Origin of the sequence: Rhizobium sp. JAB6, from assembly GCF_003024605.1 — a bacterium.
Classification (GTDB): domain Bacteria; phylum Pseudomonadota; class Alphaproteobacteria; order Rhizobiales; family Rhizobiaceae; genus Rhizobium.
Window position 1 is genome coordinate 337,688 of record NZ_PYJQ01000001.1, and the last position, 24,332, is coordinate 362,019.

23 protein-coding genes and 1 pseudogene are annotated in these 24,332 nt (G+C 62.0%); 11 read left to right on the top strand and 13 right to left on the bottom strand.

Annotated elements, in window-relative coordinates:
* The 3 genes from C7U61_RS01695 (at position 1) to tsaA (ending at position 3,271) form a co-directional block, all read left to right on the top strand.
* A complete protein-coding gene (locus tag C7U61_RS01695) occupies positions 1-1,584 on the top strand; it encodes a peptide chain release factor 3 (RefSeq protein ID WP_106996407.1) in 1,584 nt (527 codons plus the stop codon).
* A 113-nt stretch (positions 1,585-1,697) separates the two neighbouring features.
* Positions 1,698-2,723 (top strand): ABC transporter substrate-binding protein, encoded by a 1,026-nt coding sequence (locus C7U61_RS01700; RefSeq protein ID WP_106996408.1) that lies wholly within the window; start codon positions 1,698-1,700, stop codon positions 2,721-2,723.
* Positions 2,724-2,746: 23 nt separating this feature from the next.
* Complete coding sequence (gene tsaA / locus C7U61_RS01705) at positions 2,747-3,271, top strand: tRNA (N6-threonylcarbamoyladenosine(37)-N6)-methyltransferase TrmO (protein ID WP_106996409.1); 525 nt, start codon at positions 2,747-2,749, stop codon at positions 3,269-3,271.
* Between the two features lie 73 nt (positions 3,272-3,344).
* Here tsaA and betC read toward each other — a convergent pair whose 3' ends face one another.
* Both betC and C7U61_RS01715 read right to left on the bottom strand, forming a co-directional pair.
* Complete coding sequence (betC, locus tag C7U61_RS01710; RefSeq protein WP_106996410.1) at positions 3,345-4,859, bottom strand: choline-sulfatase; 1,515 nt, start codon at positions 4,857-4,859, stop codon at positions 3,345-3,347.
* Between the two features lie 20 nt (positions 4,860-4,879).
* Positions 4,880-5,830 (bottom strand): choline ABC transporter substrate-binding protein, encoded by a 951-nt coding sequence (locus C7U61_RS01715; RefSeq protein WP_181315782.1) that lies wholly within the window; start codon positions 5,828-5,830, stop codon positions 4,880-4,882.
* Positions 5,831-5,926: 96 nt separating this feature from the next.
* On the opposite strand from C7U61_RS01715, the gene C7U61_RS01720 reads away from it, so the two are divergent.
* Positions 5,927-6,829 carry a LysR family transcriptional regulator gene (locus C7U61_RS01720; RefSeq protein ID WP_106996412.1) on the top strand — a complete coding sequence of 301 codons (903 nt, stop codon included), beginning with the start codon at positions 5,927-5,929 and terminating at the stop codon, positions 6,827-6,829.
* A gap of 10 nt (positions 6,830-6,839) precedes the next feature.
* Here C7U61_RS01720 and otsA read toward each other — a convergent pair whose 3' ends face one another.
* Both otsA and otsB read right to left on the bottom strand, forming a co-directional pair.
* Positions 6,840-8,216, bottom strand: a complete 1,377-nt coding sequence (gene otsA / locus C7U61_RS01725; protein ID WP_106996413.1) for an alpha,alpha-trehalose-phosphate synthase (UDP-forming) — start codon at positions 8,214-8,216, stop codon at positions 6,840-6,842.
* A 47-nt stretch (positions 8,217-8,263) separates the two neighbouring features.
* Positions 8,264-9,058 carry a trehalose-phosphatase gene (otsB, locus tag C7U61_RS01730; protein ID WP_106996414.1) on the bottom strand — a complete coding sequence of 265 codons (795 nt, stop codon included), beginning with the start codon at positions 9,056-9,058 and terminating at the stop codon, positions 8,264-8,266.
* 662 nt (positions 9,059-9,720) lie between these two features.
* Between otsB and C7U61_RS01740 the strand changes: the two genes are divergently transcribed.
* Positions 9,721-10,536 carry a class II glutamine amidotransferase gene (locus tag C7U61_RS01740; protein ID WP_106996416.1) on the top strand — a complete coding sequence of 272 codons (816 nt, stop codon included), beginning with the start codon at positions 9,721-9,723 and terminating at the stop codon, positions 10,534-10,536.
* Here the strand turns inward: C7U61_RS01740 and coaBC are convergent.
* Both coaBC and C7U61_RS01750 read right to left on the bottom strand, forming a co-directional pair.
* Positions 10,523-11,734 (bottom strand): bifunctional phosphopantothenoylcysteine decarboxylase/phosphopantothenate--cysteine ligase CoaBC, encoded by a 1,212-nt coding sequence (gene coaBC, locus C7U61_RS01745; protein WP_106996417.1) that lies wholly within the window; start codon positions 11,732-11,734, stop codon positions 10,523-10,525. The two genes, C7U61_RS01740 and coaBC, sit on opposite strands and share 14 nt — an antisense overlap.
* 153 nt (positions 11,735-11,887) lie before the next feature.
* Positions 11,888-12,652 carry an SDR family oxidoreductase gene (locus C7U61_RS01750; protein WP_106996418.1) on the bottom strand — a complete coding sequence of 255 codons (765 nt, stop codon included), beginning with the start codon at positions 12,650-12,652 and terminating at the stop codon, positions 11,888-11,890.
* A 119-nt stretch (positions 12,653-12,771) separates the two neighbouring features.
* Between C7U61_RS01750 and C7U61_RS01755 the strand changes: the two genes are divergently transcribed.
* Entirely contained in the window at positions 12,772-13,677 is a 906-nt protein-coding gene (locus tag C7U61_RS01755) for a LysR family transcriptional regulator (protein ID WP_106996419.1), read from the top strand.
* Here the strand turns inward: C7U61_RS01755 and C7U61_RS01760 are convergent, their stop codons facing one another.
* Positions 13,678-14,553: a LysR family transcriptional regulator gene (locus C7U61_RS01760; protein ID WP_106996420.1), complete on the bottom strand. Its 876-nt coding sequence runs from the start codon at positions 14,551-14,553 to the stop codon at positions 13,678-13,680.
* Positions 14,554-14,649: 96 nt separating this feature from the next.
* Between C7U61_RS01760 and C7U61_RS01765 the strand changes: the two genes are divergently transcribed.
* The 5 genes from C7U61_RS01765 to C7U61_RS01785 all read left to right on the top strand — a co-directional run bounded on the left by C7U61_RS01765 (position 14,650) and on the right by C7U61_RS01785 (position 17,638).
* A complete protein-coding gene (locus C7U61_RS01765) occupies positions 14,650-15,933 on the top strand; it encodes an MFS transporter (RefSeq protein ID WP_106996421.1) in 1,284 nt (427 codons plus the stop codon).
* A 14-nt stretch (positions 15,934-15,947) separates the two neighbouring features.
* Positions 15,948-16,334 carry a VOC family protein gene (locus C7U61_RS01770; RefSeq protein ID WP_106996422.1) on the top strand — a complete coding sequence of 129 codons (387 nt, stop codon included), beginning with the start codon at positions 15,948-15,950 and terminating at the stop codon, positions 16,332-16,334.
* A gap of 86 nt (positions 16,335-16,420) precedes the next feature.
* The gene (locus C7U61_RS01775; RefSeq protein WP_106996423.1) at positions 16,421-16,762 is read left to right on the top strand and encodes a metalloregulator ArsR/SmtB family transcription factor; all 342 of its coding nucleotides are present in this window, start codon (positions 16,421-16,423) and stop codon (positions 16,760-16,762) included.
* On the top strand, positions 16,746-17,228 hold the full coding sequence (locus C7U61_RS01780; protein ID WP_106996424.1) for an SRPBCC domain-containing protein: 483 nt from the start codon (positions 16,746-16,748) through the stop codon (positions 17,226-17,228). The genes C7U61_RS01775 and C7U61_RS01780 overlap by 17 nt, the downstream gene beginning before the upstream one ends.
* A gap of 5 nt (positions 17,229-17,233) precedes the next feature.
* The gene (locus C7U61_RS01785; RefSeq protein ID WP_106996425.1) at positions 17,234-17,638 is read left to right on the top strand and encodes a GFA family protein; all 405 of its coding nucleotides are present in this window, start codon (positions 17,234-17,236) and stop codon (positions 17,636-17,638) included.
* A gap of 9 nt (positions 17,639-17,647) precedes the next feature.
* Here C7U61_RS01785 and C7U61_RS01790 read toward each other — a convergent pair whose 3' ends face one another.
* The 6 genes and pseudogenes from C7U61_RS01790 to C7U61_RS01815 form a co-directional block, all read right to left on the bottom strand.
* Positions 17,648-18,316, bottom strand: coding sequence for a hypothetical protein (locus C7U61_RS01790; RefSeq protein ID WP_106996901.1), 669 nt, complete (start codon positions 18,314-18,316; stop codon positions 17,648-17,650).
* A 68-nt stretch (positions 18,317-18,384) separates the two neighbouring features.
* Positions 18,385-20,046 (bottom strand): urocanate hydratase, encoded by a 1,662-nt coding sequence (locus C7U61_RS01795; RefSeq protein ID WP_106996426.1) that lies wholly within the window; start codon positions 20,044-20,046, stop codon positions 18,385-18,387.
* 61 nt (positions 20,047-20,107) lie between these two features.
* Positions 20,108-20,437 (bottom strand): cold-shock protein, encoded by a 330-nt coding sequence (locus C7U61_RS01800; protein WP_106996427.1) that lies wholly within the window; start codon positions 20,435-20,437, stop codon positions 20,108-20,110.
* Positions 20,438-20,546: 109 nt separating this feature from the next.
* A complete protein-coding gene (locus C7U61_RS01805; RefSeq protein WP_106996428.1) occupies positions 20,547-21,668 on the bottom strand; it encodes a DUF917 domain-containing protein in 1,122 nt (373 codons plus the stop codon).
* Positions 21,652-22,946, bottom strand: a pseudogene (locus C7U61_RS01810) (Zn-dependent hydrolase); the annotation flags it as partial. The pseudogene C7U61_RS01810 and the gene C7U61_RS01805, both read right to left, overlap by 17 nt.
* Positions 22,943-24,328 (bottom strand): amidohydrolase family protein, encoded by a 1,386-nt coding sequence (locus C7U61_RS01815; RefSeq protein ID WP_106996430.1) that lies wholly within the window; start codon positions 24,326-24,328, stop codon positions 22,943-22,945. The pseudogene C7U61_RS01810 and the gene C7U61_RS01815, both read right to left, overlap by 4 nt.
* Between the last annotated feature and the right edge of the window lie 4 nt (positions 24,329-24,332).

Consider the following 24,332-nt stretch of genomic DNA (forward strand, 5'->3'; position numbering starts at 1 on the left):
ATGGCCGAAAGTCTCGCCGAGGCGGTCTCCCGCCGCCGCACATTTGCTATTATCGCTCACCCGGACGCGGGCAAGACGACGCTCACCGAAAAGCTGCTGCTGTTCGGCGGCGCCATTCAGCTCGCCGGCGAGGTCAAGGCGAAGAAGGATCGCATGCAGACGCGTTCCGACTGGATGAAGATCGAGCGCGAGCGCGGCATCTCGGTCGTGACCTCGGTCATGACTTTCGAATATGAAGGCAACGTCTTCAACATTCTCGACACGCCCGGTCACGAAGACTTTGCCGACGACACCTATCGCACGCTGACGGCTGTGGATGCCGCCGTCATGGTCATCGACGCCGCCAAGGGTATCGAGCCGCGGACGCTGAAGCTGTTCGAAGTCTGCCGCATGCGCGACATACCGATCATCACCTTCATCAACAAGATGGACCGCGAAAGCCGCGATCCCTTCGAGATTCTCGATGAAGTCGAAGAGAAGCTGGCGCTGGATACGGCTCCGGTCACCTGGCCGATCGGCCGGTCGAAGACTTTCTGCGGCTCCTATCATCTGGCCGACAACACGGTTCGCGGTTCCGATACCGAGGTCGAGGCGACCAAGGTGAACGGCCCGCAGGCAGTCGCTGACCGATTGCCGGAAAATGAGCGCCAGGCCTTCATCGACGAGACGGAACTCGCGATCGAGGCTTGCCGTCCTTTCGACCGCGAATCCTTCCTCGAAGGCCATATGACGCCGGTCTTCTTCGGCTCGGCGCTGCGCAATTTCGGCGTTCGCGATCTCATCAATGCGCTTGGCGAATTCGCTCCGCCGCCGCGTGACCAGGTCGCCGATGTCAGGACGGTGCACGCCACGGATGACAAGATGACGGCCTTCGTCTTCAAGATCCAGGCCAACATGGACCCGAACCACCGCGACCGCATCGCCTTTGCCCGCATCTGCTCCGGTAAGCTGGAGCGCGGCATGAAGGCGCGGCTGTCGCGCACCGGCAAGCAGCTCGGTTTGACCGCGCCGCAATTCTTCTTCGCCTCGCAGCGCCAGCTGGCCGATACCGCCTATGCCGGCGATGTCGTCGGTATCCCGAACCACGGAACGCTGCGCATCGGCGATACGCTGACGGAAGGCGAAGCCCTCGTCTTCCAGGGCGTGCCGAACTTCTCGCCGGAAATTCTGCGCCGTGTCCGCCTTGAAGATGCGATGAAGGCGAAGAAGCTCAAGGAAGCCTTGCAGCAGATGGCCGAAGAGGGCGTCGTGCAGCTCTTCTCGCCGGAAGATGGCTCGCCCGCCATCGTCGGCGTCGTCGGCGCCCTGCAGCTCGACGTGCTGAAGGAGCGGCTGATGGCCGAATACGGCTTGCCGGTGTCCTTCGAAATGTCGCGTTTTTCCGTCTGCCGCTGGATCTCGGCCGACCAGCCCGCCGATCTCGAAAAATTCGTCACGGCACGGCGCGGCGATATCGCCCGCGATCTCGACGGCGATCCGGTCTTCCTGGCTCAGGACGGCTTCTCGCTACGGTATGAAGCAGAGCGTTATCCGGCTATCAAGATGGCCGCGATCAAGGAATATCATGCCGCGAAGGCGGCGTGATCGGTCCGGATGCGTTTCATTTTGGAATAGTGTCTCCGCGATGTTCCATCCGATATAGCGCTATGCCATAGTGCCGGTCCGGAGGATCTCTTCGATCAGGACGGGCAGTTTTCATGATGAAATTCCTTGCGGTTCTTGCTCTGGCCCTCGTCGGCGTGATGCCGGTTGCGGCAGAAGCGCGAATCATCACCGATGCGGCCGGACGCACGGTCTCGGTGCCGGACAAGATCAACCATATCCTGGTGGCTGGGCCGCCCGCCGCCGTGCTGATCTATGTGCTGGCGCCGGAAAAGCTGGTGGGCTGGGTGCATGCGCCCGATGATGCCGCCAAGGCCTATCTGATGCCTTCGGTGCGGTCGCTTCCCACCGTCGGGCGTTTGACTGGCAAGGATGGCACCATCAGTTCTCAGGCCATCGTGGACGCCACGCCCGATATCATCCTCGATGCCGGCACGGTCGACCCCACTTACAAGGCGCTGGCCGACAAGGTGCAGTCTGAAACGCATATTCCCTATATTCTTGTCGATGGCAGCTTCGCCCGCACAGCCGATACGCTTCGCGATGTCGGGGCGCTGATCGGCGTCGAGGACCGCGCCAACAAGCTGGCGGACTATGCCGATTCGGCGATCAAGAACCTGAATGACAAGCTCGCGGCATTGCCGAGCGATCCGCGACCGCGCGTCTATTATGGCCGCGGTGCCGATGGCCTCGAAACCGGGCTTTCGGGCTCGATCAATCTCGAAATCCTCGATGCCGTCGGTACGATGAATGTCGCCGCCGCTGCCGGCAAGGGCGGCCTTGCCAAGGTGACCGTCCAGCAGGTCGTCGGCTGGAACCCGGATATCATCATTGCCGAAAATCCTGCTTTCGCGGCTTCGGTGAAGAGCGATCCGCAATGGGCCGGGATCAAGGCCGTCAAGGACGGCAAGATCTTCGTGCCGCCCTCGCTGCCCTTCGGCTGGTTCGATTCCCCGCCCGGCGTCAATCGGCTGCTCGGCGTGCGCTGGATGGAGAAGCTCATTTATCCGAAGCTCTTCCGCAGCGATTTTTCCGGCGATGTGAAGGAGTTCTACAAGCTGTTCTATCAGGTCGATCTGACCGACGATCAATTGGCCGCATTGCTGAAGGGCATGAAATAACCGCCCTGATAAGGAAGGCACTTATGGTCCGGGAAAACGAAATTCGCGAAAACGAAGTGGCCGTCGAGCGGCCCGTAGCCTCGGATGCGGGTCTCACCTTCATCGGCCGCATTTCCACACCCTGGACCTCGCGCATGGAAACCCCGCGCCAGGGCCGTCATGACGGCCCCATCTGCCGGATCGAGATCTTCGAGTCTTGGGTGGCGGCGCTGCAGGGTGTGGAAGCCTTCGAGCGGCTGGAGGTTCTCTATTGGCTGGATCGTTCCCGCCGGGACCTGGTGCTGCAGAGCCCGGCTAACAGCGGCGAGGTGCACGGCACCTTCTCCCTGCGCTCGCCGGTTCGGCCCAATCCCATCGGCACATCCATCGTCAAGCTGGAGGCGGTCGAGGGTCCGGTGCTGCTTGTGCGCGGGCTCGATTGTCTTGATGGCACGCCCTTGCTGGACCTGAAGCCGGATCGCACGCTGTTCAAACCGATCGCGCCGCCGCAGCCCGGAGATTTCCAGACCGGCGATGGCGAGACGGCGCATTACTGCCAGAAGGCGTAGGGCAGGATTCAAAAAGTGCGTAGCGCTTTTTGAATAAGATCATGCCGGCGACCAACTGCCGAAATCTGTTGCCCTATTCGCCGCGCGGATAACGCTGGTTCTCCTCCAGCACATTCAGGTCCATGTGATTGCGCATGTAGCGCTCCGAAGCTTTCTGCAGTGGCTGATAGTCCCAGGGATAATAGGCGCCGTTGCGAAGCGCCGTGTAGACCACCCACCGTCGTGCCTGGCTCTCGCGCACGGCAGCGTCGAAGTTTTCAAGGTTCCACCGTTCCATGGCCTGCCCCGTCAAGCGCTTCAGCGTTTCTGCATAGGCCGGGTCGCCGGCCAGATTGGTGAGTTCCTTCGGGTCCGCCTCGATGTCGAAAAGCATCGGTGGGTCCTTCTCGCAAAGGGTCAGCTTGTAGCGGCCGTCGCGTAAGGCCACGAGCGGCGCTTCGGAACCTTCCGCGGCATATTCCATCGGCACCGGGCTGCGGCTTCCCGTGTTGAGAGCAAGCGGTGTCAGGTCCTCGCCATCCGTCCAGCGGCGCAGCGATGCGATGTCGATCCCGGCCAGGGCGGCGAGCGTCGGCGTCACGTCGAGCGTCGACACCGGCTGATCGATCCGTTGCGGCTGCCAGCCGGGCGCCGATATCATCAGCGGCACGCGGGCCGAACCTTCGAAGAAGTTCATCTTGAACCAGAGGCCGCGCTCGCCGAGCATGTCGCCATGGTCCGAGACGAAGAGGATGATGGTGTCATCGGCCATGCGGCCGCGCTCGAGCGTTTCCAATATCTCGCCGATCTTCTCGTCGACATAGGAGATATTGGCGAAATAGCCGCGCCGCGCACGGCGGATCTGTTCCGGCGTGATGTCGAAGGCGGTGTGATCGCAGGCCTTCATCAGCCGCTGCGAATGCGGGTCCTGCTGCTCGAAGGGAATTTCGCCGACTTCCGGGTCAAGCGCCGGGCAATCCTCATAGAGATCCCAGAAGCGGCGGCGCGCGACGTAAGGGTCGTGCGGATGCGTGAAGCTGACGGTCAGGCACCAAGGGCGCTCGTCATGCCGGCGCGAGAGATCATAGAGCTTGCGGGTCGCGTGATAGGCGACCTCGTCGTCATATTCCATCTGGTTGGTGATCTCGGCAATGCCGGCCCCTGTCACCGAACCGAGATTGTGATACCACCAGTCGATGCGCTCACCGGGCTTGGTGTAGTCAGGCGTCCAGCCGAAATCGGCAGGGTAGATGTCGGTCGTCAGCCGCTCCTCGAAACCGTGCATCTGATCCGGGCCGACGAAATGCATCTTGCCCGAGAGCGCCGTCTGATAACCGGCGGCGCGCAGGTGATGGGCGAAGGTCGGTATGTCCGAGCAGAATTCGGCGGCATTGTCGTAGACGCGCGTGCGGCTCGGCAGTTGCCCGGACATGAAGGAGGCCCGCGCCGGAGCGCAGAGCGGGCTTGCCGTATAGCTGTTGGCAAAGCGCACGGAGCGCTTCGCCAGGGCCTTGAGGACAGGCGCATGCAGGAACTCGGCCGGTCCGTCGGGAAAGAATGTCCCGTTAAACTGATCGACCATGAGGATAAGGATATTCGGGCGGGACATTTGAGCGTCTTTCTCGGAAATTAAAGGCCGATGGCGGCTTTGACGGCATCGAGGCCGGGCTTGCCGTCGATAGTGGTGACGCCGGCAAGCCATGGCGTCAAGGCGTCCGGATGCGCCTTCAGCCATGCCGTCGCCGCGTCCTTGGCGCTCTCGCCGCCAAGGATCGAACCCATCAGCGAATTCTCCATGCCGATGTCGAAAGTGAGATTATGGAAGAGCTTGGCGGCATTCGGGCATTGCGCTGACCAACCGGTGCGCGCCAGCGTATAGACTTCGGCGCCGCCGTAATTCGCGCCGAAAGAGGCGTCGCCGCCGGAGAGATAGGCAATCTTGAAGCGCTCGTTCATCGGATGCGGCGCCCAGGCGAGGAAGACGATCGCCTGCTTGTCCTTGGCGGCGCGTTCCACCTGCGACAGCATCGCCTGCTCGCTCGATTCCACCAGCTCCCAGCCCTTGAGACCGAAGTCGTTGGCGTCGATCATCTTCTGGATATTGGCATTGGCCGGCGCGCCCGGCTCGATGCCGTAGATCTTGCGGCCGAAATCGTCGGCATGCTTCTGCAGGTCGGCAAAGTCCTTGATGCCCTTGTCGGCGGCATAGGTCGGGACGGCGAGAGTGAACTTCGCGCCCTCAAGATTGCGGTTCAGCACCTCGGCTGCCTTCGCCTTGTTGAGATCGTCGACGAAAGCCTTCTGCGCCGGCATCCAGTTGCCGAGGAAGACATCGATCTCGCCCGTCTTCATCGCCTGGTAGCCGATCGGCACGGAAAGCGTCTTGATATCCGGCTCGTAGCCGAGTGCGGTCAGCAGTACGCCGGTCACGCCGTTGGTCGAAGTGATGTCGGTCCAGCCCGGATCCGAAAGATGGATGGTCTTGCAGCTTTCGCCATCGGCCCGGGCGATGCCGGCAAGGGAAAGGACGGAAAGAAGAACGCCGGCAGTCAGCCGACCCATTGAAGACGAGCGCATGATGGTGGTTCCCTCTTGTTATTGGATTATTTTATTGAACATCACTAGAGTTCACGCTGTGAAGCAGGCATTTTTCGATAGCTTCCAAAAGGAAATTTTATGGCAGAACGTTTGGTGGATCTCGGCTGGCTTAGAATCTTTCTGGAAGTCGGACGTTCCGGCAGCCTGTCTGCTGCCGCCTCCGGGCTTGGCCTGACGCAACCCGCCGTGAGCTATCAGATTCGTCGTATCGAGGAGCAGATGGGCGTTGCCCTGTTTCGTCGCCAGCATCGCGGGGTCGTGCTCTCGCCGGAGGGGCAGCGTCTGTTCGAGATCGTCGAAAAGGCGGTCGGCGGCGTCGACCATCTGGTGCGCAGCTTCCGCGTGGAAGCGGAGCGGCCCTCCGTTCGCCTGCGCACGGATTATGCATTTTCCGCTCTCTGGCTGATCCCTCGTATGCATGCCTTCCGGCTTCTCCACCCGGAGGTGGATATCCAGATCGTCGCCACGCAGCGGCTGGATCGTGGCGCGCCGGAGAGCGGCGATATTGCCGTCTTCTTCGGAGCGCGCAGCGAGTTCGGTCCCGCGGCCACGCTGCTCCTGCCGGAGAAGGTCGTGCCGATCTGCACCAGAGGTTTTGCGGAGCGGAACGGTCCGTTCACCGATCCCTCGCAGCTCGCCGGCGCTACGCTTGTCCATCTCGACTCGGAAATGCCGTCGCCATGGTTCGAGTGGGAGAGTTACCTTTCTGCCTTCGGCATTGTCCGGGACGCCTATGCCGGCCGCGGTGACCTGCGCTTCAATACCTATTCGCTGGTCGTGCAGGCCGCCCTCAGCGAACAGGGCGTTGCCATCGGCTGGATGGGGCTTGTCGATTCCCTGCTTGCTGCCCGGACACTGGTGACGGCGGGTCCCATGCTGGAGGCGCCCGAGCGCGGCTATTGGCTGCTGCCGCCGCCCGATCCCAACCCGGAGGCGGAGCGGCTGGCGCAATGGCTGCTCACCGAAGCCGCTGCCGTATGATAATCATGCTCTATTCCGCCGTAAGATCGGCAAGAAAGGTCTCGCACCAGCGCGATACGTCGTTTTCAAGCAGGTAATCCATCATGCCGCGCCAGCGCTCCTGCCGCTCCTGCAGCGGCATGTTGATGGCGCGCGCCAGCGCATTGGCGGTGCCGTCGACATCATAGGGGTTGACCAGCAGGGCACCCTTCAGCTTTCGCGCTGCCCCGGCAAAGCGCGAGAGCACCAGCACGCCGGGGTTTTCGGGGTCTTGCGCCGCCACATATTCCTTGGCGACCAGGTTCATGCCGTCGCGCAGCGGCGTCACCAGCCCGACTTTTGCAATCCGGTAGAGACCCGCGAGGATCGGCCGGCTGATCGAGCGGTTGATATAGCGGATCGGCACCCAGTCAACCGTGCCGATCGCGCCGTTGACCCGGCCGGCCTGTTCGGCAACCGCATGTTGCATCGCCTCGTATTCCGGGACTTCAGAGCGCGACTTCGGAGTAATCTGCAGATAGGTGACGCTGCGCTGGTGGGCGGGATTATTGGTGACGAAACGCTCGAAGGCGTCGATGCGCTGCGTGATGCCCTTGGAATAGTCGAGCCGGTCGACGCCGAGGATGAGGTCGCGGCCCTCAATGCTCTGGCGCACCTTGTGCACCATGCTGTGGGACGCTGCCTTGCGCGCGAATTCGGCAAAGCCTGCCGTCTCGATGCCAATGGAATAGGCGCCACCGCGAAAATCATGGCCATGGGCGCTGAAATGGCCGGGACTTTTCTCGATGCCCATCCCCTCGCGCTTCAGGCAGCCCGCAAAATTTTCCAGATCGTGATCGGTCTGGAAGCCAAGCAGATCGTAAGAGGAGAGGCCCCGCATGATCTCCTCATGCACCGGCATGGCGAGCACGACGTCTGCCGGCGGCCAGGGAATGTGCAGGAAGAAGCCGATGCGGTTCTTCAAGCCCATCTGCCGCAGCTCCGCCGCCAGCGGAATGAGATGATAGTCGTGGACCCAGATGATGTCGTCAGGCTCGATCAGGGGCGCAAGTCGTTGGGCAAAGAAGCGGTTGACGCGGAAATAGCCGGTCATTTCCTTGCGGGCATATTCGGCGAGATCGAGCCTATAGTGGCAGATCGGCCAGAGCACGCGGTTGGCAAAGCCCTGGTAATATTCCTCGACGTCGGTCTGCGTCAGATCGGTGAGCGCATAGGTGATATTGCCGTCCTGCGTCATCTGCAGCGGCTCAGGCTCCATGTCGCCGCTCGATTTGCCGGACCAGCCCATCCAGATGCCGCCCCGCTCGGCCAGCGCCGCCTGCAGCGCCACCGCAAGGCCGCCTGCCGCAGCGGCGCCTTTATGGTCGGGCACGGAAACACGATTAGAAACAATGATGAGTCGACTCACGAATTCTTCCTTTCGAGAAGGCTGGGAGACATCGTCATGATCGAAAATTACTTGACGAGCGTTCCCAGCACGTCCCTTAAACGCGCAGGTGAGCCAATGGATGCACGCGCCAGTGTTTTTCCGTTGGCATCGCCGATGCGCACGGATTGGCCGCCGAGACGATTGGCGGCGGCAAACATGGTCTCGTCGGTCACGTCGTCGCCGATCGTTACCGGACGCCGCCCTTCGAAGGGGGCTTCTGCCAGAAAAGCCTCGACGGCATGTCCCTTGCTGGCGTGAGCGGGGCAGATTTCGAGGACCATCTTGCCCCGCTGAAGGTTCCAGTCGGGACCCGCTTCCTCCAGATGGCGCTGCATGGCCTGGCCGATCTCCATCTCGTAGGCGGGTGCATGCCGGAAATGAACCGCGACCGCAGCCCCCTTGTCTTCGACGATGGCGCCCGGCCAGGCTTGGGCCTCATATGCAATGGTCTGCTTCATCGCCTGGAAGGCGGGCGGAATATGCGCCCGCCGCAGCCGTCCGGCCGCATCACGCCGTTCCGCGCCATGCAGGCCGGCAACGGGAAAACGAAATGGCGCAAAGAGAGGATCGACGAATTCGATGGCGCGGCCGGTCACCAGAGCGAGCGCACCGCCAAGCTGGCGGGAGAGCGCATGCAGCGTTCCGGGCAGATAGTCGGGCACGACGATCGCTTCCGGCCTTTCAGCGAGATCGAGCAGGGTTCCATCGATATCGAGGAACAGCGCCCAGTCCTGCGGATACAATGAGAGTGCGGTAAGGGCCGGCTCGTTCAGCGGCCTCGGCTTGGCGTCACCCGGTCCGGGCTGTTCCTGAGAAGACATAATGGGTTAGCTAAGGCGCTCTTCCCATTTGGCAAGGCAAAAAATAACGGATGAAAATCAAAAGGGGCCGCCTTAAGCGACCCCCCATGAGCTTTGGCCCGTAACTGGCCTGAAGCGGCGAACGCTTCGGGAAGGTGTTGATCAGAGCGAGGGCTGCCTCGCAACGCTCACAACCATTTCCATGCCATATACAAAGACCGAAATCTCACTAGACATTGGATCACCTTCCTTTCGTTACGTTTCAGACAAGATAAACGTAGCTCAAATTCGAGCCGCTGCAAGAGGCGCGGTCTTGGAAAGCTTCACACTTATTGTCGCACTGAAATGTCTTGCCTCGCGATGTCCTTGGCCAGACGGTTGTCGCGGCGCCTTTCACGATGAACATGTTGCGATGCAAAATGTGAGCGGACGAAGCATCAAATATCTGTCATCTTGCGCCGCGGACGACGGAAAATTAAGACTTTATTACCCATTCCGCATAAACAATCATCCTTGAGCCGGATGATTTTAGGTCGGCTAGACCTAAAATCTGAATCCGCTCTAGAATCGAAGAAGTGGAGCGTGATGTCGTCCGAAAACCGCCTACACTTTTCGGCATCACGCTCTGGATTTGCCATTCTCCCGCGGGACAGGAAGACAGCGGGAATCGGAGTAGAAGACGCATGTGTCGCTGGGCAGCCTATCGTGGAGACCCCCTCTACCTGGAGGAGCTGGTGTCTTCGCCTGCCCACTCCCTGATCGAACAATCCCATTGCGCCACGCGCGCCAAGACGGCGACCAATGGCGATGGTTTCGGCATTGCCTGGTATGGTGACCGGCCGGAACCCGGCCGTTACCGCGATATTCTGCCGGCCTGGTCCGATTGCAATCTGAAGAGCCTGGCGCGGCAGATCCGTTCGCCGCTCTTCCTCGCCCATGTCCGCGCGGCCACCGGCGGCGGTACGCGCCGCGACAATTGTCATCCCTTCGTCTTCGAAAACTGGTCGTTCCAGCATAATGGCCAGATTTCCAATTTTGACCGCCTGCGCCGGCCGATGGAAGCCATGCTCGACGACCGGCTGTTCCATGCCCGCAGCGGCACGACCGATTCCGAGCTGCTCTTCCTGCTGGCGATGCAGTTCGGTTTGGCGGCCAATCCGATTGCAGCGATCGCTCAGACCATCGGCTTCGTCGAAGGCCTTTCATTGCATCTGACCGGTTCGGTTCTGGTGCGCTTCACGGCGGCGTTTTCCGACGGAAAATCGCTCTACGCCATCCGTTATGCCACCGACCGCAAGGCGCCGACGCTCTATGCCTCCCCGGTCGGAGCGGGATACTGCCTCGTATCGGAACCGTTGAACGACGACATCGATGCCTGGCGCGAAATTCCCGATGGCAGCGCCGTCATGATCGACGATACCGGTGTCCATGTCATGCCCTTCCAGCCGGAAGAGCGAGCAACCGTCGAGCACCGGCCGATAGCCGCTATCCCTGCTTGAATCGTTCGGCGATCAGGGCTGCGAGCCGCGCCGCCACTTCATCCTTATCGAGATCGGGCCATTGCTCGACGCCACCATGGCTGATGATCTTCACCCGGTTTCTTGTGCCGCCCATGATACCCGTTGCGGGGGAAACGTCGTTGGCAACGATGAAGTCGGCGCCCTTGCGCTCCAGCTTCGCGCGGGCATTGCTCTCCACATCCTGGGTTTCGGCGGCAAAGCCAATGACGAGTTTCGGTCGCTGCGTATGGTGGCCGACCGTCTTCAATATGTCGGGGTTTTCCGTGAGCGCGAGCGTCGGGATCGACTCGCCCGGATGCTTCTTGATCTTCTGATCGGATGCGGAGGCCACCTTCCAATCGGCGACCGCCGCCACCATGACGGCAATATCTGCCGGCAGAGCAGCCAGAACGGCATCGCGCATTTCGTCCGCACGCTCAACATGGATGACATGCAAGCCGACCGGATCAGGTATGGTGACGGGACCGGAAACGAGGGTGACATCGACGCCGAGCGCCGCAAGCGCTGCGGCGATCGCATGGCCCTGCCGTCCCGACGAGCGATTGGCGATATAGCGCACGGGGTCGATCGGCTCATGCGTCGGGCCGGAGGTGACGACCGCCTTCTTGCCGGCGAGCGGCTTGGCGCCGTCATCCAATCGACGCTCGACGGCGGCGACGATGTCGAGCGGTTCCGCCATCCGGCCGGCACCCGCCTCGCCAGTTTCGGCCATTTCACCCGTCATGGGCCCGACAAAGGCGATGCCGTCGCCGCGCAGGGTCTCGACGTTGCGCCTGGTCGCCCGATGGGCCCACATCTTCGGGTTCATGGCGGGAGCCGCGAGGACTGGCCGGTCCGTGGCAAGCAGTACGGTCGAGGCGAGATCGTCCGCCAGCCCGTTTGCCATCTTTGCGAGCAGATCGGCCGTCGCCGGCGCGATCAGCACGAGGTCGCAGTCGCGCGCCAGCCTGATATGGCCGACATCCTGCTCATCCTCTCGCGAAAACAGATCGGTAAACACATGGTCGGCGGCGAGCGCGCCGACGGCGAGCGGCGTGATGAACTGCTGTGCGCCAGCAGTCATGACCGGTCGCACGCTTGCGCCGCGCTCGCGCAGCCGGCGGATGAGATCGAGGCTCTTATAGGCCGCGATACCGCCGGAGATGATGAGGAGGATGCGCTTTCCTGCGAGAACCATGCTGAACCCGTCGCCTTTCTTTTGCCGACAAGCCTAAGCCTTTGGCGTGTCATAGGCAATCGCGGCATTCTCTCATTACGGTTGTGAGCCATCCTTCCCCCATTGTGACATACGATCACAATGGTCTCACGCTTGCGCCGGGATAATGGGCTGTCAGGTACGCGTGATCGACAGGCCGCCGTCGACGAGCGAAGCCGTGCCGCTGACGAAGCTTGCATCATCGGAGGCGAGATAGAGGACCGAGCGAGCGATCTCTTCCGGGTCGGCGACGCGCTTCAGCGCATGCAGATTAGTGATAAAAGCCTGCTTTTCGGCCGTATCGTTCATGTCGCGATACATATCGGTATCGACGGCACCCGGCAGTACGGCATTGACGCGTACATTTTGCGGGCCGAATTCGGCGGCGAGCGTTTGCGTCAAGCCGATCAGGCCGGACTTGCTGGCAGCATAGGCGGCAACGCCGGGGAAGCTGACGGTATGGCCGACAAAGGTCGACGTGAAAATCACGGACCCGCCTCCGTGCTTGATCATTTCGCCGACCTGATGCTTGGCAGCCAGGAACGATGCTGTGAGATTGATCGCCAGCGTTTCGGCAAAGCCCGCCTCCGAAACCTCGGTGCTGGAACCGGCTTCGCCGAGCGTGCCGGCATTGTTGAACGCAATATCGAGCTTGCCGTAGCGCTCGACCGCAAGGGCGACCAACGCCTTATGATAGTCTTCCGACCTCACGTCACCGGCCAGTACGGCGGCTTCGCCACCGGCTGACTTGATCTCAGCGGCAAGGCTTTCCAGCTCTGCTGCCCGACGAGCGCCGACGACGACCTTGGCTCCCTCGGCGGCGAAGAGCTTGGCCGTGACGCGGCCGATGCCGGAGCTTGCGCCGGTGATGATTGCAACTTTTCCATTCAAGCGGTTCATTGTTCCATCTCCTGTATGAGGACGTGTCTTTCGGTTTGTTCGATACATGCAAGATGGCCTTTTCCGATCGTTCGGATTAGTCTGTAAATAATGGAACTCGAATTCGGAATTGCCGAACGATGTTGAAAATCGACGGAATCGTGACGTTCGTGGCCGTAGCCGAGGCTGGCTCGATCAGCGAGGCGGCGCGACGCCTGCGCCTGTCGAAATCCGTCGTCAGCGAGCGCCTGTCGGAAATGGAGAAGGCGTTGGGGGCGACCCTGCTTCACCGCACGACCCGCAAGCTGACCTTGACGGAGGATGGCAGCGCCTTTCTGAAGCGCGCGACCCGCATCGCGCAGGAGGTTCGCGAGGCCGCCGCCGATCTTGCGGAGCGGCGCGGCACGCTAATGGGGCCGTTGCGCATCGCCGCACCCGTCACCTTCGGGCGCCTGCATCTGGGGCCGGCCCTCTATCCGTTTCTCGCCGAGCATCCGGAAATCGAACTGACGCTCGATCTCGACGACCGCAGGGTCGATGCCGCCTCGGACGGTTATGACGCGATCATTCGGCACGGCCTGATTGCAGATTCGCGTCTCGTCGCTTGGAAGCTCGCGCGCAGCCGCCGTCTTCTGGTGGCGTCGCCGGACTATCTGAGCCGCCACGGCAAGCCAGCTTCGCTTTCCGATCTCGAGGGCCATCGCGGTATTTTTTATACCAATCGCGGCGTTGCAGACTGGCGTTTCGAGGGGCCAGACGGGGCTATGGTCATTCGGGCGAAGCTGGCACTGGGCGTCAACAACGGCGACGTGCTCCATGATGCCGCGATTGCCGGACTTGGTATCGCTCTGCTGCCGGCCTTCATCGCCGGGCCATCCGTGAGGGACGGCCGGCTTGTCGAGATCGATGTCGGCTACCGCCCGGAGCCGGAGTTCATCTTCATGGCACATCCGGAAGGCCGCAATCCTTCGGTAAAGCTTCGCGCGATGGCCGATCACCTGAAGAAGGCGTTCGGCGATCCGCCTTATTGGGAGCGGATCAAGTAGTTACGCAATCAGGCTCATGAGGTTGGCGATAACAGGCGATCGCTGCGCCTTGAGGCTGGCGAGGCCGAGACGCGCCACGACCGGTGGCCCATCGATTTGCCGATAGGCAACGCCGTCTAGCTTGATCTGCGCGATCGAAGCTGGAACGATGGAAACGCCCAAGTTTGCGGCGACGAGATTGACGACGGAGGGGATCTGCGGCGCCTCCTGCGTCACCACGAGCTCGAAACCCGCCTCGCGGCAGGCACCAACGATGTCGTCGTAGAGGCTGAGCCCCACCATGCGCGGGAAGAGAATGAAGGGCTCGCCGGCGAGCGCTGCGATCGGCACGCTCTCCTTCTTTGCCAATGGATGATGGGCGGGCACCGCGATCAGCATTGGCTCGTCGGCAAAACGCTTCAGCCGCACATCCCGCGGATCTTCCAGGCCCGGGCGAATGAAGGCTGCGTCGATCTCGCCGCGCATCAGCCGTTCCATCAGCGCATTGGTGTTCATCTCGGTTAGCGATATCAGCACTTCCGGCCAGTGACGACGAAATTCGCGGATGGTTGCCGTGACGATGGTGTTGAAGGCGGAGGAGGCGGTGAAGCCGAGCGCCAGGCGGCCGATTTCGCCGCGATTGGCGCGCTGGGCGGCAAGCTTTGCCTTTTCAGCCGCAGCGACCGCCGTTTTTGCTTCCGCGAGAAAGGCCTCGCCGGCTGCGGTCAACTCCGCGCCATGTGGCACGCGGTGGAACAGTTGCGCACCCACCTCGTTTTCCAGATCCCGGATCTGCTGGCTGAGCGGCGGCTGGCCGATGCCGAGATTGGCGGCCGCACGGGTGAAGTTTCCCGCTTCGGCCAGCGCCAGAAAATAGCGGATATGACGCAGCTCCATCGCTATCTCCAAAAGCTATTGAGATCGCCTGTTCCATATATTGGACTAATGGAGCTGGTCTGGCTAGATTCCAGGGCAAGAAAGGTCAGGTGCCCCATGTTTCGCGCCGTAAGCAAGCAGCAAACCACTGCGTCCGAAGTTTCCTCCCGCCCCGAATTGACGCTCGTCAGGAGCGAGGCTTCGACCGAGTCCCGCCAGTTTCTGACGCGCGGCACGCCTGCCTTTCGCCGCGCGACCATCGGGCTGTTTCTTTCGGGTTTCGCCACCTTCTCGCTGCTTTATTGCGTCCAGCCGCTGATGCCGATCTTCTCTCAGGATTTCGGTGTCACGCCTGCTGCAAGTTCGTTATCGCTCTCGCTTTCGACAGGCTTCCTGGCCTTCGCGATCTTTGGTGCCGCTGCTGTTTCCGAAAGCCTCGGCCGCCGCAGCCTGATGTTCATATCGCTGCTCGGCGCGGCCATCTGTACGTTGGTCTGCGCGGTATCGCCAAGCTGGCATATGCTGCTTGCCGCTCGTGCGCTCGAAGGCTTTCTGCTGGGCGGCGTGCCGGCTGTCGCCATGACCTATCTGGCTGAGGAAATCGAACCGCGCGGGCTTGGCGGCGCCATGGGCCTCTATATCGCCGGCAACGCCTTTGGCGGCATGGCGGGCCGCGTGGTCACGGGTACGATCGCGGAATATCTGAGCTGGCGGCCGGCACTGGCAACGGTCGGTATTCTCGGCCTTTTCGCCGCCGTCGGCTTCCTTTACCTGCTGCCGCCGTCGCGCAATTTCACCCCGCGCAAGGGTTTTGATGTTGCCTTTCATGTGAAGGCCTGGAGCGGACACTTCGGCAATGCGGCGCTGCCGCTGCTCTTTGCCATCGGCTTTCTCGTCATGGGCTCCTTCGTCACGGTCTATAACTATGCCGGCTTCCGTCTGGTCGCCGATCCCTATGATCTCAACCAGACCGAGCTTGGGCTGATCTTCACCGCCTATCTCTTCGGCATCGTCGCCTCTTGGGCGGCAGGCCTCCTCGGCGATCGCATCGGCCATTTCATCGTGTTGCCGGTGGGCGTGCTGATCGCCGGGCTCGGTGCGGCGGTGACGCTTTCCAGCTCGTTGCCGCTGATCATTCTCGGCATCGTCCTGGTGACGATCGGTTTCTTCATGGCCCACTCCGTCGCCAGCGCACTGGTGGGACGGCTTGCCCATGGCTTCAAGGGGCACGCCTCCTCGCTCTACCTGCTCGCCTACTATCTCGGCTCCAGCATTGCCGGCTCGGTTGGCGGCTATTTCTGGCTTGCCGATGGCTGGAATGCGGTGGTTGCCTTCATCCTCATCATGCTGGCACTATGTCTCGCCAGCGCCCTTGCCGTTGCCAGGCTGGCGCGCCGTTAACGTAGGAGGCTGCCATGATCCGCATCGATCACCTCGATCATCTGGTGCTCACGGTGGCGAGCATCGAGCGGAGTTGCGATTTCTATACTCGCGTCCTCGGTATGGGCGTCGAAACTTTCGGGGAGGGCCGCAAGGCTCTTGCCTTCGGCAACCAGAAGATCAATCTGCATCAAGCCGGCCATGAGTTCGAGCCCAAGGCCGAACGCCCGACGCCAGGTTCGGCCGATCTTTGCTTCATCAGCACGACGCCGCTTGATGATATCGTCGCTCATCTGCGGGGCCAAAATGTTGCAATCGAGGAAGGTCCCGTTCGCCGAACCGGCGCGACCGACCCCATTCTCTCGGTCTATTTCCGCGATCCGGATCGGAATCTGATCGAAGTATCCAACCTCATTTCCTGAGATTATGTGCCCGTGGGCGCTTCTTGACATCGCTCGATTGCGTCATATATTAAACCAATAAGTTAATTAACTACATGGTTTATCGAATGGACACATTGAGCATGACTCTTTCGGCCCTAGCCGATCCGACCCGCCGGGCGATCCTGGCAAGGCTGGCGAGCGGCGAGGCGTCCGTCTCCGAACTGGCCGAACCGTTCGATATGTCGCTGGTCGCCGTCTCCAAGCATTTGAAGGTGCTGGAGAAAGTCGGCCTGATCTCCAAGGGGAGGGAGGCGCAGTGGCGGCCTTGCCGGCTGGAACCGAAGCCGCTGCGGCAGGTCGATGACTGGCTGGAGAATTATCGCCAGTTCTGGAACGGCAATCTCGACCGCTTAGAGGACTATGCGGCACTCTTGCAAAAGGGAGGAAAGAATGACCCCACAAACTGAAGGCGGCGGCATGCGGCCGCCGCGCGAGATCGTGCTGACCCGCGACATTGCCGCGCCGCGCGCCATGCTGTTTCGCCTGTGGACCGAGCCGCAACATCTCATGCGCTGGTGGGGGCCGCAAAACATGACCGCGCCGTCCGTCTCCGTCGACCTGCGGGAAGGGGGCGCCTGGCGGCACTGCATTCTCACGCCGGACGGCAGGGAATATTGGAGCCACGGCCGCTATCTGGAGATCGTCCCGCCCGAGCGTCTCGTCTTCACCTTCGCCTGGGAAAACCAGGAGGGGAGGCCCGAACACCCGATGCAGGTGACCGTGGAATTTTATGAGCTTGAAGAGAAGACGCGCCTCGTCTTTCGCAAGGTCGAACTGCCTGATGATACCGAGCTGAGATTGCAGACTGGCGGCTGGGAGCAGGCGCTCGACAAATACCTCGCTTACGCAGAAGCCATCTCAAGGGAAGGATGAGAGTAATGAAGAAGACCTATCACGGAAGCTGCCATTGCGGCGCCGTCGCTTACGAAGCCGATCTCGATCTGCAGGGCGGCACCTTCAAATGCAACTGCTCGATCTGCAGGAAGAAGCGCAACTGGCTGGCCGTCGCGACACCCGCCGATTTCCGCCTGACCTCGGGCGAGGACAGCATCGGCGAATATCAGTTCGGCCCGCGCATCCTGCATCATCTTTTCTGCAAAAATTGCGGCATCAGTTCCTTCAACTGGGGTGAAAATCCGGCACTCGGCGGAAAATTCTATGCGATCAGCATTAGCTGCCTGGACGATGCCACCGACGAGGAACTCGCCTTGCTTCCCGTCGGCTACTTCGATGGCCGCGAGGACCGCTTCGATCGCGCGCCGGAGGAAACGCGTTATCTTTAGCGAAATGGTCTAGCTTTTGGTGGCTAGCCAGATGACGTGACGCGCGCCGGTCTTGCCATTGGCGCGCGTGTTGACCACCTCGGCGGTAAAGCCGCTGTCGCGCAGACGCTTTGTAAAGCGCTCGTCAGGTCCCGAAGACCAGACCGCAAGGACGCCACCGGGCCGCAGCGCATCACGCGCCGCCTTCAGACCCTGATAGTCGTAAAGGCCGTCATTGGCCTCCGACGTGATGCCATCAGGCCCGTTGTCGACATCGAGCAGGATGGCGTCGTAAGCAGCCTTGCTCGCGCGGATGAGCGGACGCACGTCGGCCTCATGAATGGCGACGCGCGGGTCGTCGAGACAGCCGTCGAAGACCGCCGCCATCGGTCCGCGTGCCCATGTGACGACAGCCGGCACGAGTTCCGCGACCGTAACCTTGGCGTCCGCGCCGAGTTCGCCGAGGGCCGCGCGCAAGGTAAAGCCCATGCCGAGACCGCCGATCAGTATGTGCGGCATCTTCCGGCCTTTGATCTTCTCGCAGGAAAGCGTCGCAAGCGCGCGCTCGGAGCCGCTCAGGCGGCTGTTCATCAGCTCGTTGGTGCCGAGCATGATGGAAAATTCCCGGCCGCGCTGCTTCAAGCGCAGCTCGCCGCCACCGGGTATTTTCGCAGTGTCGAGTAAGGTCCAGGGGATCACGGGCAACACTCAAATTCGTTCAAATTGCCCGGGACCATAGTCTTTCGATGCCGCCAAGAACAGACGCCCTATTCCAAACGGATATAGGGCACATCCCTTTTCGCAACTTCGTCCAGCGCTTCCTCATAGCCGGCATCCGCATAGCGCATGACGCCGAGCGCCGTGTCGTTGGTCAGCGCGTGGTCGAGCCGTTCGTCGGCGGCAGCCGTGCCGTCGGCGATCACGGTGACGCCGCAGCTTGTCATATAGCCGGCATAGCCGCCACCGCCGGAATGGACGACGACGAGATCAGCCATGGACGAGCAAAGCATCATGGCATCGAGCAGCGGCCAGTCGGCAATGGCGTCGGAGCCGTCCTTCATGCGCTCGGTCATGATGTTCGGATGTGCCATGGCGCCCGCGTCGAGATGGTCGCGCGAAAACGCAATCGGACCCTTCAGCTCGCCACTCGCCACAAGCTCGTTGACACGGCGGGCAAGCGCCGTGCGCTCGCCATGGCCGAGCCATGCGATGCGTGCCGGCAGGCCTTCGAAGGGCACATGCTGGCGGGCAAGCCTGATCCAGTTGGTGATGATCTTGTTGTCGGGGAACATTTCCAGCAGCAGATCGTCGATACGGGCAATATCGCTTTCCTCGCCGGAAAGCGCCATCCAGCGGAACGGCCCGATGGCGCGGCAGAAGAGGGGCCGCAGATAGGCTTCGGTGAAGATGGGGATATCGAATGCGTTGGCGACGCCGCCTTCCTTCGCCTGGGTGCGGATCAGATTGCCGTTGTCGAAGACTTCGGAGCCCTTTTTCTGGAAATCCAGCATGGCCTTCACGTGCTCGACGATCGAGGCGCGGCTGGCGGCCATGAGCTGGCCCTGGCCATCGTCGCGGAGATCCCTGACTTGTTGCAGGCTCATACCCTTCGGCACATAGCCATAAACGAGATCGTGGGCGGAGGTCTGATCGGTGACGATATCCGGCACGATGCCGCGCCGCGCGATCTCGGGATAGATCTCGGCCGCGTTGCCGACGAGGCCGACGGAAAGCGCCCGCTTCTCCTTGACCGCCGCGTCGATCATCGCCAGCGCGGAATCGAGATCGGGTGCGATTTCCTGCAGATACCCGATGTCCTGGCGCTTTCTGGCGCGCTCGGCATCGATATCCACGCAGAGGATGGCTGCACCCGCCATGCGGCCGGCGAGCGGCTGCGCGCCGCCCATGCCGCCGAGACCGGCCGTCAGCACGAAACGGCCGAAGAGATCGCCGCCGAAGCGACGCTCGGCAATGCGCATGAAGATCTCGTACGTGCCCTGAATGACACCCTGGCTGCCGATATATTGCCAGGCGCCAGCCGTCAGGCCGCCCCAGCAGATCAGGCCCTTGCGCTGCAATTCGTAGAAGACTTCTGCCTTCGCCCATTGCCCGACGATGTTGCAGTTCGCCATGATGACGAGCGGCGCCTTGTCATGCGTGCGGATGAGGCCGATCGGCTTGCCGGACTGGATGAGCAGGGTCTGGTTCTCATCCATTTCGGTCAGCGCCTTCACGATGCCCTTATGAGCCGCCCAACTGCGGGCCGCCTTGCCGAGAGCGGCGTAGACGACGAGATTATCCGGATCCTCGCCGACTGAGAGCACGTTTTCGAGTAGGCGCAGCAGGGCCTCCTGCCGCCAGCCCTTGGCACGCAACTCCGGCCCGCCCGGAATGGGGAATTTCGGATGACGTGGATTGGCTTTCGGCATGATTGCTTTCCCTTTGTTTGATAATCTCCTCTTCTCCCCGTGGGGAGAAGAGGAATGCTCGTTACTTCGGGGGCAGGCCTTCGACGAAGTTCAGCGCCGTCACAAGCAGCCGCTTGCGCAGCATGTCGTTGCCATAGGCCTCCGGCCCGGCGCGCACCCATCCCTGCATTTCGCGGCCGCCCGACAGCATGGATTTGATATCAGGCTGCTCCAGCGCCCAGCCATCGTTGCCCTTGCCGAGGCGAATCAGCATGCCGTCTTCGCGGGCGCCGCAAAGTAGGTGGCCATTGAGCAAAAAGGCCCAGCCGGCGAACATCGCTTTCTCGCTGAGCCCGGGTCGCTCCCCAAGCTCTTCTCGCAGCAATTCCTCCAGACCGGCGTCGCGGGCCATTCAAGCCTCCTGTGCTTTCAGCCTTTCTTGCCGGCCAGCGCGTGATGCCGAAAAGTGTAGGCAGTTTTCGGACGACATCACGCTCCACTTCTTTGTCTCTGGAGCGGATTCAGATTTTAGGTCGAACAGACCTAAAATCATCCGGCTCTAGTGTGTATTTGGCGATCTCGATCCCCATGGCCTTTTCGACGGAGGGATAGACCGTGGGGTCGAGCACGCTGGCAGACAGCGGAATGATATCCATCGGCACATGCAGGATGAAGACCTTCATCCCCTCGTACAGCTGGCCGACGCTCAAGGGTTCACCTTCCGGCGAGAGTGTGGTTATGACGGAGGGGAAGGTCGCCAGCCGCTTTCCACCGGTATCCTCGACGGCCATGTATTCGTTCATCACATGCATGATGACCGCCTTGTCGCCGCTGCCGAGCGTGATGGTGCCAATATCGAAGGCTTCCTTCGTGTAGACGACGTCCTTCCCGGTGATCGTGCCTTCCGCCAGGATATGCCCGCCTGTGGTCTTGCAGATGGCGTCGATGACGGCGCTGCCGCCCTTCTTTTCCGCCTCGATGATCGCTTCGCCGAGCGAAAGCGCCATGGATATGCCGCCGAGCGCCGCATGCGTGCGGACGTAAGACGCGCGCAACGGGTTGCGGCATGAGGCGATGAAGCCGCCGGACTGGTCGGAGGCGGCGCGCAGGATCGGCGAAATCTTCGCCGTCGCGCCCTTCACGACCAGCTCGATATAGCGGTTTTCAGCGCGATTGCCGCCGACGGCGGTCTGGATCATCTGCTCGGGCGAGCCCGCCATGCCGATCGAACCCATATCACCCGTCGGATGGGCGCGGATGTCACCCACCGCGTCCACCACCTTCGTTCCCAGGATGGCCGATGGCAGCCAGCCGTTCAGCGTTGAGGACCGGCCGTTCTGGCCGATGATCAGGCCGGAAAGCTTCTCGCCAAGCTCGTCCTGCAGCAGCTGCACGGCTTTTACGTAGTCGATGCCCTGCATTTCCCAGGGGGTCGTGGAGGCCGGCGCGCCGATGGCGGCGGCTGTGGCAATCCAGTCGTTGTCGTTCAGCTCGTCGATCGACACCAGCTCCGGCTTGCCGACGTTGACGGCCGCATAGCCGAGCATGCGACCATGATCGGCCCAGCCGCCACCGCCCGCGGCGTAAACGGAGCCGCCCCTGACGGCCGCTTCCACATCCTTGGCAACGAGTACGCGTCCCATCGGCTACTCCCGGTTCTGTTTGAGATTCTTGTCCATGTCGCGCACCGCTTCAAAGAGTACGGCGGCGCCCATGGCGATGTCGTCATTCTCGGCCCACTCCTCCGCGCAATGGCTGCGGCCTTCCTTGCAGGGCACGAAGATCATGGCGGCAGGCGCAACCTTGGCGATCCAGGCCGTGTCGTGTCCGGCGCCGGAGGCCATGCGGCGGTGCTTAGCGCCGACCGTGTCGCAGGCGCGCTCGAGCGTTTCGAGCAGCACCGAAGCGCCCGGCGTCGGCATATTGTCGGAGACGCGCACCGGCGGGTTGATCGTCACGCCGTAATCGGCGGCGATGGTCTTCACCTCACCGTCGATCCACGCCAGGAAATCTTCCATGTCGCTGCGGATTTCGGCGCGGCCGTCGATCAGCAGCACGACCTTGGATGGCACGACATTGGCGGCATTCGGCTCGATGCGGAATTCGCCGACGGTGGCAGCGAAATGGCCCGGAGTCTTCGCCTGCTCTGCTGCCCGTTGGCGGATATCGAGGACCAATTGCGAGGCTGCCACCAGCGCATCCGCGCGGCGATCCATCGGCGTCGTGCCGGCGTGGTCGGCGCGGCCTTCAACAGTAATTTCAATGCGGGTGATTCCGGCGATCGCGGTGACGATACCGATATCCTTGTTCTCGGCTTCCAGCACCGGACCCTGCTCGATATGCAGCTCCAGGAACCCGGCGAGATCCGGCCGCTTCTGAGAAAGCAGCACGGAGGGATCGCCACCGACCTCGGCAATGCCCTGCCAAAGCGTGCGGTCGCCGCTCACGCGGGAAAGCCACGCCACGGGGATCTGCCCGGTCATGCCGCGGCTGCCGATGCAGGAGACGCCGAAGATGCTGACTTCCTCAGCCAGGAAATCCACGATCTCCAGATCATGGTCGAGCTCGATGGCGCGATCCTTCAAGGAGCGCGCCACTTCGAGCGCGGCAATCGTGCCAGCGATACCGTCGAAGCGGCCGCCATCGGGAACCGTGTCGGAATGCGAGCCGACAAGAATCGTGCCGAGGCACGGCTTGGTGCCGGCGCGCCGGCCGATCAGATTGCCGGCGGCGTCGATGCGGGTCTCAAGCCCTGCCGCCTTCATCCTCGCCTCGATATAGGCACGCCCTTCGAGGAAGAGCGGCGAGAAGGCGCGGCGCGTCCACGGGTGGCCCGGATCGGTAATCCTTGCCAGCGCCTCGATATCCTCGGCGATACGATCGGCGTTTACGGGCAGGTTGTGGCGCTTGGTTTCGGTCATCGGGCTGCATCTCCGGCAAGAATTTGGCGAGGCAAGGGGCGGACGAAGCTGCCGGAGCCGGGCTCTGCCAGCACTTTCTGTCCCTCGGTGATCTGCTTGCCTCTAAGATAGGCGGCGGACACAGTCCAGGGCAGGCGGATGCCGTTATAGGGGCTCCATCCCACAACATTGTTGCCGCTCGTCGTCGCGTCATAAACCATTTCGCGCGGTTCCAAAACGACGATATCGGCGTCCTTGCCAGGGGTCAGCGCGCCCTTGATATGATCGAGGCGGAAATGCTTAGCCGGGTTTTCTGCCATCAGCTTTGCTGCCCAGGTCAGCGGCACGCCGCGTTCTAGAGCACCCTTAACGAAAAGCGGCACCATGACCTCCAGGCCCGGTACGCCGGAAGCGTTCGCCAGCATGTCCGGATTGGTTTTGCGGTTTTCCGACCAGCTGACATGATCGGTCGAGACGAGCCAGACATTGCCTTCCGCCACCTTGCGCCACAAGGTTTCCACTTCGGCGTGCGGGCGGATCGGCGGATTAATTTTCGCCTTGCCGCCGAGACGCCGCACATCATTTTCCTCGTCAAGCGTCAGATAATGGATGCAGCATTCGACCGTCGCCTCGAAGCCGTCGCGGCGATAGGCGCGGGCGATGTCGTAGCCTCGCCCTAGCGAGCAATGCACGACATGGGCCGGGCAGCCGGTATTCGCACCCGTCTCGAAGATCGTGTGCATGGCGAGAAGTTCTGTGATCGGCGGGCGGGAGAGGCCGTGAGCGCGATAGTCGATGATGCCGCTTGCCTTTACCTGCTCCATATAGGCGCGCACCGCTTCGTCGTCCTCATTGTGCACGCCGGCAGTCAGGCCTGTCGGCGCGATCGCGGCAAAGCAGGCGTCAAGCAGGGCAGGCGGAATGCGTGGAAAGCGCTTGGGATCGGTGCCGAAGGTGGAGAACTTGAAGGCGGCGACACCGGCCTCGACCATCTCGGCGATGCGCGCCGGACCCTCTTCCGGATCGACGGTGCCGTAGAGGGCGAAGTCGACACGGGATTGCGGCGCGGCATGATCGATTTTCTTCTTCACCGCCGCTGCCGAGCAGACGAGATTGCCTTCGTCATAGGGCATGTCGACAATGGTGGTGACGCCGCCGGCGGCTGCCGAGCGGGTCGACCAGATGAAATCCTCCTGGTCCTTCTGCGAGAGGGAGTGAACCTGCGCGTCGATCGCACCCGGCAGGATCAGCGCCTTGCCGAGCAGGTGCCGCTCGCGCGCTGCCGGCGGCACGCCGATGCCGATTTCGGCTATCTTGCCGTCGCGCACGGCAACATAGCCGGCTTCCACGATGCGTTCAGGCAGAACCACGGTGCCTTGCAGAACAAGATCGAAATCGGCCATGTGC

What these genes read in the sequence shown, in the direction of transcription:
- otsB (WP_106996414.1), bottom strand. Translation starts at nt 9,058, where the DNA reads ATGTCTTCTCAGGAACAGCCCGGACCGGGTGACGCCAAGCCGAGGCCG.
- C7U61_RS01740 (WP_106996416.1), top strand. Translation starts at nt 9,721, where the DNA reads ATGTGTCGCTGGGCAGCCTATCGTGGAGACCCCCTCTACCTGGAGGAG.
- C7U61_RS01770 (WP_106996422.1), top strand. Translation starts at nt 15,948, where the DNA reads ATGATCCGCATCGATCACCTCGATCATCTGGTGCTCACGGTGGCGAGC.
- coaBC (WP_106996417.1), bottom strand. Translation starts at nt 11,734, where the DNA reads ATGGTTCTCGCAGGAAAGCGCATCCTCCTCATCATCTCCGGCGGTATC.
- C7U61_RS01785 (WP_106996425.1), top strand. Translation starts at nt 17,234, where the DNA reads ATGAAGAAGACCTATCACGGAAGCTGCCATTGCGGCGCCGTCGCTTAC.
- C7U61_RS01815 (WP_106996430.1), bottom strand. Translation starts at nt 24,328, where the DNA reads ATGGCCGATTTCGATCTTGTTCTGCAAGGCACCGTGGTTCTGCCTGAA.
- tsaA (WP_106996409.1), top strand. Translation starts at nt 2,747, where the DNA reads ATGGTCCGGGAAAACGAAATTCGCGAAAACGAAGTGGCCGTCGAGCGG.
- C7U61_RS01720 (WP_106996412.1), top strand. Translation starts at nt 5,927, where the DNA reads ATGGCAGAACGTTTGGTGGATCTCGGCTGGCTTAGAATCTTTCTGGAA.
- C7U61_RS01760 (WP_106996420.1), bottom strand. Translation starts at nt 14,553, where the DNA reads ATGGAGCTGCGTCATATCCGCTATTTTCTGGCGCTGGCCGAAGCGGGA.
- C7U61_RS01765 (WP_106996421.1), top strand. Translation starts at nt 14,650, where the DNA reads ATGTTTCGCGCCGTAAGCAAGCAGCAAACCACTGCGTCCGAAGTTTCC.
- C7U61_RS01755 (WP_106996419.1), top strand. Translation starts at nt 12,772, where the DNA reads ATGTTGAAAATCGACGGAATCGTGACGTTCGTGGCCGTAGCCGAGGCT.
- C7U61_RS01805 (WP_106996428.1), bottom strand. Translation starts at nt 21,668, where the DNA reads ATGGGACGCGTACTCGTTGCCAAGGATGTGGAAGCGGCCGTCAGGGGC.
- C7U61_RS01700 (WP_106996408.1), top strand. Translation starts at nt 1,698, where the DNA reads ATGATGAAATTCCTTGCGGTTCTTGCTCTGGCCCTCGTCGGCGTGATG.
- C7U61_RS01795 (WP_106996426.1), bottom strand. Translation starts at nt 20,046, where the DNA reads ATGCCGAAAGCCAATCCACGTCATCCGAAATTCCCCATTCCGGGCGGG.
- C7U61_RS01750 (WP_106996418.1), bottom strand. Translation starts at nt 12,652, where the DNA reads ATGAACCGCTTGAATGGAAAAGTTGCAATCATCACCGGCGCAAGCTCC.
- C7U61_RS01775 (WP_106996423.1), top strand. Translation starts at nt 16,421, where the DNA reads ATGGACACATTGAGCATGACTCTTTCGGCCCTAGCCGATCCGACCCGC.
- C7U61_RS01695 (WP_106996407.1), top strand. Translation starts at nt 1, where the DNA reads ATGGCCGAAAGTCTCGCCGAGGCGGTCTCCCGCCGCCGCACATTTGCT.
- C7U61_RS01780 (WP_106996424.1), top strand. Translation starts at nt 16,746, where the DNA reads ATGACCCCACAAACTGAAGGCGGCGGCATGCGGCCGCCGCGCGAGATC.
- betC (WP_106996410.1), bottom strand. Translation starts at nt 4,859, where the DNA reads ATGTCCCGCCCGAATATCCTTATCCTCATGGTCGATCAGTTTAACGGG.
- C7U61_RS01800 (WP_106996427.1), bottom strand. Translation starts at nt 20,437, where the DNA reads ATGGCCCGCGACGCCGGTCTGGAGGAATTGCTGCGAGAAGAGCTTGGG.